Below are 12,473 nucleotides of genomic sequence, written 5' to 3'. Positions count from 1 at the left end.
GGTAATGTGATCTTTAAGGATAACGTGCGATGAGCGAGGGTCGCCCGAACGCGGCACGCACGTGGATGTGCGTGGTCTGCGGCTTCCTGTACCACGAAGTGGATGGCCTGCCCGAAGAGGGCATTGCCCCGGGAACGGCGTGGGACGACGTGCCGGAAGACTGGACCTGCCCGGACTGCGGCGTCGGCAAGGATGACTTCGAGATGGTCGAGATCGACTGAGCCCCGACGCGACGCGACGCGACGCTGCGCGCCCAGCCTGGCGGCGGTCAATGCAGCCGCGTGCGCGGCCCGCCCAGGTCGACCAGTTTCTCCCGCAAGGCCTGGGCGTCGCCCGCGTCCGGGTTGCGCTGGACGTAGCGGCCGAGGTCGCGACGCGCACCGGCCAGGTAATCCAGTTTCAGGTACGCCAAACCGCGGTCACGCAGGGCGTCACCGCTGTCCGGCGCGAGCTTGAGCAGGCGATCCGCACTGCGGGCGGCGCGATCCCACTGATGGTTCTCGGCATAGACGCCGTGCAGGTTGCGCAGCATGCGCATCAGGATCGCGCGGCTGGGGGCAGGATCCAGTATCTGCGCCAGCACCTGGTCATCGGGCAACTGGCCACCCAGATGCGAACTGGCGCGCTCGCGGAGCTCCTCCACGCTGAGGGGCCGGCCACCGTTGAAGGGATCCATGACCAGCACCCCCTCGTCCATCGGCAGGCGGACCAGGAAGTGTCCTGGGAACGAAATCCCATCCAGGGTAATGCCCAGCCGGCGGGCGACTTCCATCTGCACCAGGGCGAGCGAGATGGGATTGCCGAGACGACGCTCGAACACTTCGTTGAGGTAACTGTTGCGCGGGTCGTAGTACTCGTCGTGGTCGCCGCTGAAGCCGAGCTCGTCGAACAGATGGCGGTTGATGGCGGCCATCTTCAGCGGCGCGGCGGTAATCGTGTCCACCTCCGCCTGCAGATGCTCGACATAGCCCTGCAGGGTGGCGTCGTAGCGTGCGGGATCCAGCCCAGGATACTCATCGCGGGCGATCAGCAGGGCGGTCGGCAACAGGGGCAACGACTCGTCATCGAGTTCGGCCAGCGAATCCCAGTCGGGCAATGTCATCCAGTCCTGCATGCAGACAGACTGGAGGCATCGCCCTCGGTATTCAAGCTGCGCGGCGTGAAATCAGGCCGCGCCGCAACCGCGGTTACGGGATGCCGGGACCGAACTTCAGTTCCGAGCCATCCTTGAGTTTCATCTTTTCGGCCTGCCCCGCATTGAGCTCCAGCACGTAACGTGCGGGCCCGGTGCTCGGGTACGGCGGGCACATGTCGCCCGCCGAGCAGGGCGGCACATCGCGCTGCTGACTGACCAGCCTGCGCGCGCTGTCGAAGTACAGGATGTCCAGGCCCAGCTTGGTGTTCTTCATCCAGTACGCCTGCTGTTCCTCGCGGTCATGGATGAACAGCATGCCGTGGTCCTCGGGCATGCTGTCGCGGAACATCAGGCCGCGCGCACGCGTCTCGTCGTTCTGCGCAAGCTCCACCTGGTAACGGGCACCTTCCAGTTCCACCCAGTGCTGGGGCGCGCCGGTGGCGCAGCCGGCCAAGGCAAGAAGGGGCAGCAGGAGCAGGGTACGGATCGACATCGTGTTTACCTTTTCGGGGGAGCGGGCAGGATTCACAGCACCACGGGCGGTTCGCCGCCAATGATCACCACGTCGGCACGGCGCCGTGCGAACAGGCCGACGCACACCACGCCCGGCAACTGGTTGAGCTCGCGCTCAAGCTTCTCCGGATCGGTGATCTGCAGATGGTGGATGTCCAGGATCTGGTTGCCGTTGTCGGTCACCACGCCTTCGCGCCACGTCGGCTGCCCGCCGGTCATGTCGCGGATCTGCCGGGCGACCAGGCTGCGCGCCATCGGGATGACTTCCACCGGCAGCGGGAACCGGCCCAGCACGGGCACCTGCTTGCTCGGGTCGACGATGCAGATGAAGCGCTCGCTGGCCTCGGCGATGATCTTTTCGCGGGTCAGTGCGGCACCACCGCCCTTGATCAGGCACTTGCCCGGATCACACTCGTCGGCACCATCCACATACAGCGACAGCGTGCCGGTGTGGTTGAGTTCCATCACCTCGATGCCATGCTTCCGCAACTGCGCGGTGCTCTGCTCGGAACTGGACACGGCGCCCTTGATACGGTGCTGGATACGGCCCAGTGCGTCGATGAAATAGGCCACGGTAGACCCGGTGCCGACGCCGACGATCATGCCGTCTTCAACGTACTCGATGGCTTTTTCGGCGGCCAGGCGCTTGGCTTCGGACATGCGGAGAATCTCAGGAGGGGAATGGCGGGAGGGAGGCGGACAGGTCGCAGCAGGCGGGGCGGCGTCAGGCTTTCTTTTCCAGCGACAACAGCAGCTTCCACTGCGCGGCCGTCACCGGGAACACAGACAGGCGATTGCCTTTGGCGGTAAGCGGGAAGCCCTCGCCGAGTTCATCGGTGTGCTGCTTGATCTCGTCCAGCGCGATCACCCGGGCCAGCTTTCGTTCGAAGGCCACGTCCACCAGCATCCAGCGCGGTTCTTCGCGGGTGCTCTTCGGGTCGTGGTAGTCCGATGTCGGATCGAACTGGGTGTCGTCGGGATAGGCGGCACTTGCCACGGTGGCCACCCCGACGATGCCGGGCACCTTGGTATTGGAGTGGTAGAACAGGATGCCGTCGCCGACGTGCATGCCGTCGCGCATGAAGTTGCGCGCCTGGTAGTTGCGTACACCATTCCACGGCTCGGTGCCGACGCGCTGCAGGTCGTCGATGGAAAAGGCGTCCGGTTCGGACTTCATCAGCCAGTAGCGCTTGCGGGCAGTCATGCGTTCACGGGGGAAGTGAAAAGGGTGGTCGCCTCGGTGCAGATGGCATCGACCTGGACGTCCCACGACGCCACCGGCAATGCATCGACCTGCTGCACGGCGAAGGCCGCGCCGACCAACCACGGCGGAGCGGGGCGATCGTGCCGGAAGGCGAAGCTGCGATCATACCAGCCGCCTCCCATGCCAAGGCGCCCACCGCCGGCATCGAAGCCCACCAAGGGAGTGACCACCAGGTCCATGTCAGCGGCGTGCAGGGTGTCGGACGCGGCAAGGTCCGGTTCGGGTATGCCGAATCGGTTCTGCCGCAGCGGCTGACCCGGACGCCACGGCGCGAAGCGCAGCACGTCACCCTGCAGCACGGGCAGGCAATAGGTCACTGCTTCGGGCAGTCCCACCTGCCAGCGATGCAGGGCGATCTCGCCATCCATCGCCCAGTAACCGGCGACGTGACCGTGTCGGGGCGCAAAAGGCAAGGCGAACAGGCGCTCGGCCAAGCGATCCGCCGCGTCGATGCGGACGGCTGCAGGCAGGTCGCGACGGCGCTGCCGCAGAAGGGCACGCAGGTTCTGGCGCGGATCGGTCATCGTCGGCTCGGCGGTGAGGGAATCGCCCCATTGTGCCGCGTGCCGCGCTGGAAAAAACAAAGGCGACATCCGAAGACGCCGCCTTTGTCGAATCTTGCATTCTCCGCAATGACGATGCATGCGAAACGACCTTGAACCCAGGGGCTCAAGTGGGAACGCTGGGGGGCCATCGGGCTTCCCGCTACAAGGCGGACCTGCACTCCCGGCTCCGTCGCGCTCCCGGTGTCGTTCTTAAGGGACAAGGCGAATGTTTGCACATGCCGTCGTGTACCGCAGAGAACGCACCGACAGTATAGCGAGCCCATTGCGGAGGGGTAGTCCGTTCGTCGGCAACAGTGCGTACCAATTCAGAAACGGAAAAAGGGGACGGAGGGGATTAAGGCGCGATACGCAGTGTCAAAAACGCCTTAATCCCCTCCGTCCCCTTTTTTACTGGTCGATCGCGCGGTCGAGGCGGCGATTGAGGTCGGACAGGGTCTGCTGCAGGGCAACGGCCTGGCGGGCATTTTCGTCACGCAGCTGCTGCAGTTCGTGGGCCAGGTTGAGGGCTGCCAGTACGGCCACGCGATCTACGCCGACCATCCGGTTGCTGCCCCGGATTTCGCGCATCTTCGCATCCAGCAGGCGCGAGGCGGCCATCAGGCTGTCGCGCTCTTCTGCGCCGACCCCCACGGTGTAATCACGGTCCAGGATGCGGACGTTGACCGGTTCTGCGCCGCTCATGTGTGCTGCTCCAGGGATTTGAGCCGGGTGATCATCGCTTCCACGCGCGAGCGGGCCTGTTCGTTCTTGGCCAGCAGGGTGGAGCGCTCGGTGGCCAGCTGTTCCTGCTGGTGGCGCAGGCTGCGGTTCTCCTCGGCAAGGCGCTGGTTGCGCTCAAGCAGCGCCTCCACCCGGGCGGCGAAGGCCTGCAACTGGTCGAAGGGGCTGGGATGGTCCATGGGCGCAAGAGTCTCAGGGGGTTTGACCACGGTCAAGCGTCGGCGCAGATAGGCTGCGAGGTGACGCGTCCCGTTCTAAACTAGCCCATCGGCGACACGAGCGGTAACGCGCGGGTCGCCCCCTTCCCGAGATGAGCTTGCAGATGACCGAACTTCCTTCCGTCGACGACGTCTTCCGTGCCAGTGCCACGCTGGGCCTTGGCGCGACCCCCGCCGAACTGCATGGCGGCCTGTGTGGCTGGCTGGCTGCCGGCGGTGCGCCGGGAAATGACTGGCCGGCCCGCGTGCTGGCGGACGATGCGCTGCCTTCCGTGGCCGAAGGGAGTGCGCTGGCGCAATTGCTGGAGGCGTCGGTGAAGCAGCTGGAAGACCGCGATTTCGGCTTCGAGCTGCTGCTGACCGACAGCACGGCGACCAACGACCAGGTCGATGCCCTGTTTGGATGGGCGCGCGCCTTCCTTGGCGGTTTCGGGCTGGGCTCGGGCCATAGCCGGCCGCCGTTGTCCGAAGAAGGCGAAGAAGCGCTCAACGATCTGGCCAAGCTGGCCCAGGCGTCCAGCGAGGACTTTGATAGTGACGCCGAGGACGACGAGGAAGCCCTCGCGGAAATCGAGGAATTCATCCGCATCGCGGTGCTGCTGCTTCACGGGGACTGCGTGATGGCTGCACGCCATCGCCAGCGCCTGAACTGATGGGCGGGGCGCGCGCGGACCTTCGTCAGCGCACCGGCATCGGTGCCGCCGAATACAGGCGCCGCCGTCGCCAGTTGATGGAGATGGCGGGTGACGATGCGATCCTGGTACTGCCGGCAGCGTCGGAGAAAGTACGCAGCCTGGATACGCATTACCCGTACCGGCAGGACTCGGATTTCTGGTACCTCAGTGGCTTCCCGGAGCCGGATGCCGTGCTGGTGCTGGTGCCCGGCCGCCGCCATGGCGAAGTGATCCTGTTCTGCCGCGAGCGCGATGCCGAACGGGAGGCATGGGACGGCGCGCGGGCCGGCCAGGAGGGCGCCGTGGCGGATTTCGGCATGGACGATGCGTTCCCGATCGACGATCTGGACGACATCCTGCCCGGCCTGCTGGAAGGGCGTTCGCGCGTCTACTACCACTTTGGCCGCGATGCGGAGTTCGACCTCAAGCTGATCGGCTGGGTGAACCGCGTCCGATCGCAGGTGCGGCACGGTGCGCAACCGCCGCACGAGTTCCTCGAACTGGGCCATCTGCTGCACGAACAGCGCCTGTTCAAATCGGCGGCGGAAGTGGCGGTGATGGACGAGGCAGCGCGGATCAGCGTGCAGGCGCACCAGGCTGCGATGCGTGTGGCGCGGCCTGGCATCCATGAGTACGAACTGCAGGCCGAGGTGGAGCGCGTGTTCCGTGCCCATGATGCCTGCCCTGCGTATTCCAGTATCGTCGGGGCCGGTCACAATGCCTGCATCCTGCATTACCGCGACAACAATGCGCGCTCACGCGATGGCGACCTGGTCCTGATCGATGCAGGGGCGGAGTATCGCAACTACGCCAGCGACATCACCCGTACGTTTCCGGTCAATGGACGCTTCAGTGCCGAGCAGCGGGCGCTGCATGGCCTGGTCGGTGCGGCCCAGGCTGCGGCGTTGGCGCAGGCACGGCCGGGTGTGGCGTATGAGGCGGGCCATCTGGCAGCGGTCAACGTGCTGACCGAGGGCCTGCTGCGGCTCGGGCTGTTGAAGGGAACGCTGGAGGCCAACATCGCCGAGGCGCATTACAAGCGCTTCTATCGGCACAAGACCGGTCATTGGATCGGCCTGGACGTGCACGATGTCGGCGATTACCGCCTGGCTGGCGAGTCCCGCCTGTTGGAGCCGGGCATGGTGTTCACCATCGAGCCGGGGCTGTATGTGAGCGCGGACGATACGAGCGTGGACGCGCGTTGGCGCGGCATTGGCATCCGGACCGAGGATGACGTGTTGATCACCGACAACGGGCACCGGGTGCTGACCGAGGGTCTGGCACGCAGCGCGGACGAGATCGAAGCGTTCATGCAGGGATGAGGGGGTTGCCGGGGTTGCACCCGGCGCGGGTCCACGTCATCGCATTCGCGCTGCCGCTCCCACGCTTTGCTGCGCAAACCGCGGGCCCCGTCTCACCAGCACCCACACCCCGCCGCTTCGCGCCCGCCCCTGACTCAGGGGCTCCCTCCACCCGACGGGTCAACGATGCCTGCGGTAGCGCCGACCCATGGACGGCGGAATATTTCCGCCAACCCCGCTGCGCTCGCCGACCATGGGTCGGCGCTACCGCTTTTCCTTTTTCTTTATTACGCGGCTGGCGGCCACGGAATCTGTCAGAGGGCCGGGCGGTGGGGCTGGGTGGGGGCGTTGAGCGCCATGGATGGCGCGAAACGAGGCCCGCACGGATGCGGCTTTTGCCGTCCCCCGCCCAGCCCCACCGCCCGGCCCCACCCCAGATGCACCCCAGCCCGCCGCGAGGGGGTCTCACCCGTTCGCTGCCGCCGCGAACTCCGGACGGGTCAGGTTATCGGCTTCGCCGGTCGTGCACAGCACTTCGTCTTCGATGCGGATGCCGCCGTACGGACGGAAGAAATCCACCCGGTTCCAGTCGATGCTGGCGCCATGACCGGCCTGCTTCACTTCGTCCAGCAGCATGTCGATGAAGTACAGGCCCGGCTCGATGGTGACGACCATACCCGGCTCCAGTACGCGTGTCATGCGCAGGTAGGGATGGCCGGCGGGGCGTTCGATGCGGCCACCGTCTTCGCCCGCCGCGAAGCCCGCGACGTCGTGCACCTGCAGCCCGATCAGGTGGCCCAGGCCATGCGGGAAGAACGCGGCGCTGACGCCGGTCTCCACGGCCGTCTGCGGCGACACGGTGATGACGCCGAAATCCTTGAGAACGCCCATCAAGGAAAGATGCGCGTCCACGTGCAACTGCTTGTAGTCCACACCGGCGCGCACCGACGCGCACATCTGCTGCTGCGCTGCGTCCACGGCGGCGATCATCGCGGCGAACTCATCGTGGCCGTGCATGGCGTAGGTGCGGGTGATGTCACTGGCGTAACCGTGCGCGCTCGCGCCTGCATCGATCAGGAAGCTGCGCAGCGGTTGCGGCGCCTGCCGGCCCAGTTCGGTGTAGTGCAGGACCGCGGCGTGTTCGTTCAGCGCCACGATGTTGCCGTAGGGCAACTCGTTGGCATCCTGGCCAACGGCGGCGCAGTACGCCATGTGGATGGAGAACTCGTCGGCCCCCCCGCGGAAAGCCGCTTCCGCCGCACGATGGCCGCGCACGCCCGATACCTGCGCCTGACGCATCAGGGCGATCTCATACGGCGTCTTGTACGCGCGGTGGTAGTCCAGATAGTTGACGACGCCCGCCGGATTGTTCGGCGCCCAGTCACCCAGCGTACTCTGCGGTTCGCCCAGCACGGCGCAGCGCGCACGGTCCTTGGGCAGCAGCGCCAGCGCCTCTTCCGGCGTACGGATGATGTGGATGTCGAAGTGGCCTGCCCACCAGCCGCTCGGTGCATCCGGCACCACATGCCAGTAGTCGAAAGGCTGGTGGAAAATCACCTTCGGACGCTCGCCCGGCGTGAACACCAACCAGCTGTTCGGCACGCGCGTCAGCGGCAACCACGCCTTGAACTGTGGATTGACGGCATACGGGTAATCGCGATCGTCGAACACCTGGTAATGCAGGGTGCCACTGGGAATCACCAGATGATCGAAACCGCCGCGGGCCAAGGCGGTCTCTGCACGTTGGCAGAGCACGGCCAGGTGGTCGGGATAGAGGACGCCGGGGTCATGCTGGATCATCGCGGTGACTCGTTGGAAAACAATCCACGATTGTGCCGCAAGCGCTGCCTGGCTGCTGTGCCGGAACCGGCGCTGGGCGTGTTGGGGAGTGCCCGGCACCGCGCAAACCCCGGGCAGGACGGCGTCAGTCGGGCTGCTGATCGATCCAGCTGCGCAGCAGGTCGCGGTGTTCACGCCCCAGGGTGATGAAGCGGAAGCCCGCCCACGTCTGGCCAGCCACGTGCGCGGGATCGGCCCAGAGCAGATGAACACCCACATCGATCGGCGCACGATGCCCGTCACTGAGCGGCAGGGTGAACTGCAGCTGGTAAAGGGCATCCTCGCGCAGCGGCACCGAGGCCAGCATCAGCATGCCGGTTTCCGAGACGTTGCCCAGGCGGCCGATCACCCGCTCGGTCATGCTGTCGGTCACCGGCACCAGGTCGGCGACATTGCGCCGGGGCGCGCGGCGGGTGTCCGGAGTGTCTTCGACGCCGTTCATGCGGGGTCTCCCAAGCGGTTGCCTGCAAGCGTGCGCAGCGTACGCAGCGTGGCCTGCCAGGCACGGTCGATCAGGCGGCCGTTGTCTTCCGTCACGATCCGCGCCTGCTCCAGTGCCATCAGCCGCGCCAAGGTATCCAGGGTGTATTCGGCGACCTTCTGGCCGCGTGGATTGACGAACAGCGCATGCTCGGTCACCAGGCTGTACCACGACAGGCGCTGCCGGTGCAGGTCGCCTTGCTGGTTGATCACGAACTCGAACCAGGTGCCGAAGGGCAGGGTGCGCAGTTGGCGGTAGCAGTCTTCTTCCAGAGCGCTGCGCGCAAGCGGCGCCAGACGCCGTGTGTCGTGGCCATTGGCCTGCTCGCCCAGCCGGGTACGCGTCTTCAGGCGCGCGGTCAGTTCGGTGCGCGAGCTGCTGTCATCCTCGCCGCCCGGCGTGGACAGGCGCCGGGCGATCGCGTGCGCCTCGTCCTGATGGCAGCCGATCTGCAGCACAGCGGCTTCCAGCTCCGCACACAGCAGGTCATCGGCGGCGTGTTCGCCGCCCGGTGCCTGAGACGTGATGTCCGCGATGCGCGTGGTCTGCTGCAACCGCTGCTCCCACAGTGCGGAATCTTCGCCATGACGCAGCTGGGTCAAAGTGAGCACATCGGCCCATGCCTGGCGCAGCAACGTCTGCACGAAGCGCGGCGGCTGGTGCTGCGCGCAGCAGTGCTCGATCAGCGCGGTGGCCTGTTGGCGTGCGACCTCAAGCCGCTCCTTGCCGCGCGCCGCTTCCACATGGCGCCGCTCGGCCAGCTCGGCCTTGTGCGCGGCCGCGCGCAGGTGCTGCTGCACTTCGTCGTTGGCCGCAGCGAACACCTCCGGGTCGTCGTGGTACTGCTCGACCACCGTCTCCACGGTGCGTTCGATCTTCTGCACCAGCTGCGGATCGAGATCGTCGGCCTGCAGTCCACTCGCGCTCAGTTCGGCGATGGTGTTGAGCAGCTCGCGCGCGGGATGCTCGTCGCGCGCGAAGAAGCCAGGATCGGCCAGTGCCGCGCGCGCCAACGGGACCTGCAGGCGACCCACCAGGTCATTGGCGGTCGACTGTGGCCGTTGCTCGTGGCGGATCTGCTGGAACAGCAGGCCCAGCAGGTCCAGGGTGTCACCATCCTTCACGGTCAGCGCGGCGTCGTCCCCGTGTTCGGCGCGCAGCTGCGACAGCAGAGCGGCCTGCAGGTCGGCCATGCTGTGCGAGGCCGCACCATGGGCGATGCGGGTCTGCAGCTGCATCAGGACGGCATCGACGGTCGCGCTGGGCACGGCCGTGGCCACCGGGCGTGCCTGCGTGGCCGCGCTTGCCGCGCTCCCAGGTGCCGCCGCCTGCGTTGCGAGACCCGCGCTGCCCACGTCGGCCGCGGCGTGACCAGGGTGACCGGCAATGCCGGCGTCACCCGCCGGTGCAATCGCGCCGCGCGCGCCGGCAAGCAGTTGATGCAGGGCGCTCATCGCGGGCGCGGCCAGATCCACCGACGGCGACGGCAAGGGGGGCGGTGTCGCCGCACTGGCGGCGGACACCGAGGGCAAGCCGGAAGTGGGTGCGGGCACAGGCGGCTCGGGCCCGGCCATGCCACCCAGCGTGTCGTGCATCATGGCCGACCATGAGCGGGTGGCACTGCTGTTGGCGCCGTTCCATGAGGTCACCGGCGTGGCGCGCGGTCGTGCCGCTGCTGCCGCGCCGGCAGTGCGGCCCGGCTGGGTCACGATGCGCCGGGTCGCCGCGGAGCGGGCCAGGTAGGGCGTGTACACCAGGCCAGGCAGCACGCCTTCGTGGCCGAGCAGCACGTTGGCGCGTTCCAGGAGTTCGCCCAGACGCTCCAGTACCTGCCGTTCGAAACTGCGGTACAGCGCCAGCTGCGCATCCAGCTCCAGCCCGCCTTCGTCGCCCAGTCTGCGCACGATGGCGCACAGCGTCGACGGTCCCAGCGGCACGTGCTCGGCGTCCAGTGCGGGCGCGGCTGCCAGCACCGCCATGCGCTGTCCCAGCAGCTGCAGGGCATTGGCCGAGCGCTGCAGTTCGCGGCGCATGATGTCCACCAGCACGATGTCGCGATCGATATCGACGTCATTGACCAAGGTCAGCGTGGGCATGGCCGCACGCACGGGTTCGGCCCGTGCGGGTGCTTCGCCCGGCGGCCCGAAGAGGGCGGCGAATGCCTGGGCCAGCTGCTCCAGGAAACGCTGGCTGAAGCCCTCGGAGAAAGGGTGGATCTGCCGTGCCTGGGCGAGCAGGTCGGCCTGCACCTGGCCATTGCGGGCGCGTTCTGCATCCCGCAGCAGTTCACGCTCCAGCTCCACCACGGTCAGGGTCAGCGGTGCGGTCAGGGACTGCCGGGCAAGACCCAACAATGCGCCGAGCAGCCGACGCACGCGTGGAGGTGCGTCGACCGCGGCAAAGCGCGCGGCGTCCCCGGGCATCGGCGGCGGCGAGGCTGACATGATGGTGGACGTCCGTTTTCCCCTGGTCGGGCTCGGAATCTACCCTGTCGGCCGGTACGGCGCTACTCGCCCAGGAACAGCTCCACCACGTCATTGGTGAAGCGGCGGCCCAGTTCGGTCGGGCGCAGCAGGGCGTCGGCAGGGCGGTGATCGTGGTGATCGGCGCAGGCGTCGTCCGCGCAGGTGGCCCCGTCCTCGCCCGCTGCCGGGTCCACGACCTCCAGCCAGCCGCGCTGCACGGCCTGCTGCAGCGGACCGTCGAGCGCGCTGCGCGACAGCCCGGTGCGCGATTCGAAATCACGCAGGGTGAAGCCCTCATGCAGACGCAGCAGGTTCAACATGTACTCGAAGGGCAGGCGGGCGGCAGCAATGACGTCGTCGCCGCCGATCCCCGCTGCGCTGCCGGCGGTCTCCATGAAGGTCTGCGGATGCTTGGGTTTCCAGCGACGCAGCACCTGCTGTTCCGCGCCGGAGCTGATCTTGCCGTGCGCGCCGGCACCGATGCCCAGGTAATCGCCAAACCGCCAGTAGTTGAGGTTGTGTGCGCTCTGTCGGCCAGCTCGCGCATACGCGCTCACTTCGTACTGCTCGAAGCCTGCCTGTGCCAGCAGGGACTGGCAGTGCTCCTGCATGTCCCAGGCGCTGTCTTCGTCCGGGATGCCCTGCGGCGGGCGGGCGAAGAACACGGTGTTCGGTTCCAGGGTCAGCTGGTAGTGCGACATGTGCGCCGGCTGCAGGGCGAAGGCACGGTGCAGATCATGCTCCGCGCCGGCCAGGGTCTGCCCGGGCAGCGCGTACATCAGGTCGATGTTGAGGTTGTCGAAGCCGGCGTCCTGCGCCATCTTCACCGCGCGCTCGGCCTCGGCACTGTCGTGGATACGCCCGAGCCGCTTCAGCGCGTCATCGTCGAAGGTCTGGATACCGAAGCTGAGGCGGTTCACGCCGGCCGCGCGGTAACCATCGAAACGCCCGTGCTCGGCGGTGCCGGGATTGGTTTCCAGGGTGATTTCGGCGTTGGGGGCAAAGCGCAGGCGGGCCGAGGCCTGCTGCAGGAACCGGTCGATCGCTTCGGCGGGGAACAGGCTGGGCGTGCCGCCGCCGAAGAACACGCTGTGCACCACGCGGCCCCACACCAGCGGCAGGTCCTGATCGAGGTCGCGGATCAACGCATCGATATAGGCATCGAAGGGCAGCGCGCCCTTGGCCTGGTGCGAGTTGAAATCGCAGTACGGGCATTTGCGCACGCACCAGGGCAGGTGCACATACAGCGACAGCGGCGGCGGAATCAGGGCAGGCAGCATCGGGGCAGGCATGGGCG

At 67.1% G+C, this 12,473-nt stretch carries 14 protein-coding genes and 1 other RNA gene; 3 read left to right on the top strand and 12 right to left on the bottom strand.

All coding sequences use genetic code 11. From position 1 onward, the window contains the following. Positions 1-29: 29 nt before the first annotated feature. Positions 30-221: a rubredoxin gene (locus IFT58_RS04610; protein ID WP_192081337.1), complete on the top strand. Its 192-nt coding sequence runs from the start codon at positions 30-32 to the stop codon at positions 219-221. A gap of 47 nt (positions 222-268) precedes the next feature. Here the strand turns inward: IFT58_RS04610 and IFT58_RS04605 are convergent, their stop codons facing one another. From IFT58_RS04605 to IFT58_RS04570, 8 genes are all read right to left on the bottom strand, one after another. Next, on the bottom strand, positions 269-1,114 hold the full coding sequence (locus IFT58_RS04605) for a SirB1 family protein (protein WP_188326274.1): 846 nt from the start codon (positions 1,112-1,114) through the stop codon (positions 269-271). A 73-nt stretch (positions 1,115-1,187) separates the two neighbouring features. Next, positions 1,188-1,628: a DUF192 domain-containing protein gene (locus IFT58_RS04600; protein ID WP_188326275.1), complete on the bottom strand. Its 441-nt coding sequence runs from the start codon at positions 1,626-1,628 to the stop codon at positions 1,188-1,190. A gap of 32 nt (positions 1,629-1,660) precedes the next feature. Further along, entirely contained in the window at positions 1,661-2,308 is a 648-nt protein-coding gene (gene rpiA, locus IFT58_RS04595; RefSeq protein ID WP_188326276.1) for a ribose-5-phosphate isomerase RpiA, read from the bottom strand. A gap of 64 nt (positions 2,309-2,372) precedes the next feature. Further along, positions 2,373-2,852 (bottom strand): EVE domain-containing protein, encoded by a 480-nt coding sequence (locus IFT58_RS04590; RefSeq protein ID WP_188326277.1) that lies wholly within the window; start codon positions 2,850-2,852, stop codon positions 2,373-2,375. Then, entirely contained in the window at positions 2,849-3,436 is a 588-nt protein-coding gene (locus IFT58_RS04585; RefSeq protein ID WP_192094035.1) for a 5-formyltetrahydrofolate cyclo-ligase, read from the bottom strand. Before IFT58_RS04585 ends, IFT58_RS04590 begins: the two co-directional genes overlap by 4 nt. Before the next feature lie 96 nt (positions 3,437-3,532). Further along, positions 3,533-3,718: non-coding RNA, 6S RNA (gene ssrS / locus IFT58_RS04580), on the bottom strand. A 147-nt stretch (positions 3,719-3,865) separates the two neighbouring features. Beyond that, a complete protein-coding gene (locus IFT58_RS04575; RefSeq protein WP_188326279.1) occupies positions 3,866-4,159 on the bottom strand; it encodes a cell division protein ZapA in 294 nt (97 codons plus the stop codon). Beyond that, complete coding sequence (locus IFT58_RS04570) at positions 4,156-4,377, bottom strand: TIGR02449 family protein (RefSeq protein WP_188326280.1); 222 nt, start codon at positions 4,375-4,377, stop codon at positions 4,156-4,158. The genes IFT58_RS04575 and IFT58_RS04570 overlap by 4 nt, the downstream gene beginning before the upstream one ends. Before the next feature lie 143 nt (positions 4,378-4,520). On the opposite strand from IFT58_RS04570, the gene IFT58_RS04565 reads away from it, so the two are divergent. Next, positions 4,521-5,069 (top strand): UPF0149 family protein, encoded by a 549-nt coding sequence (locus tag IFT58_RS04565; protein ID WP_188326281.1) that lies wholly within the window; start codon positions 4,521-4,523, stop codon positions 5,067-5,069. After that, entirely contained in the window at positions 5,069-6,412 is a 1,344-nt protein-coding gene (locus tag IFT58_RS04560; protein WP_192094034.1) for an aminopeptidase P N-terminal domain-containing protein, read from the top strand. Before IFT58_RS04565 ends, IFT58_RS04560 begins: the two co-directional genes overlap by 1 nt. Before the next feature lie 444 nt (positions 6,413-6,856). Here the strand turns inward: IFT58_RS04560 and pepQ are convergent, their stop codons facing one another. The 4 genes from pepQ to hemW form a co-directional block, all read right to left on the bottom strand. Next, positions 6,857-8,191 (bottom strand): Xaa-Pro dipeptidase, encoded by a 1,335-nt coding sequence (pepQ, locus tag IFT58_RS04555; RefSeq protein ID WP_192094033.1) that lies wholly within the window; start codon positions 8,189-8,191, stop codon positions 6,857-6,859. Between the two features lie 124 nt (positions 8,192-8,315). Further along, on the bottom strand, positions 8,316-8,672 hold the full coding sequence (locus IFT58_RS04550; protein WP_192094032.1) for a PilZ domain-containing protein: 357 nt from the start codon (positions 8,670-8,672) through the stop codon (positions 8,316-8,318). Then, positions 8,669-11,155: a DUF1631 family protein gene (locus IFT58_RS04545; RefSeq protein ID WP_249405593.1), complete on the bottom strand. Its 2,487-nt coding sequence runs from the start codon at positions 11,153-11,155 to the stop codon at positions 8,669-8,671. Before IFT58_RS04545 ends, IFT58_RS04550 begins: the two co-directional genes overlap by 4 nt. Positions 11,156-11,217: 62 nt before the next feature. Beyond that, entirely contained in the window at positions 11,218-12,453 is a 1,236-nt protein-coding gene (gene hemW / locus IFT58_RS04540) for a radical SAM family heme chaperone HemW (protein WP_192094174.1), read from the bottom strand. Positions 12,454-12,473: the final 20 nt, after the last annotated feature.

Origin of the sequence: Stenotrophomonas sp. CFBP 13718, from assembly GCF_014842145.1 — a bacterium.
GTDB lineage: Bacteria > Pseudomonadota > Gammaproteobacteria > Xanthomonadales > Xanthomonadaceae > Stenotrophomonas.
This window is presented reverse-complemented; position numbering and strand designations above follow the sequence as displayed.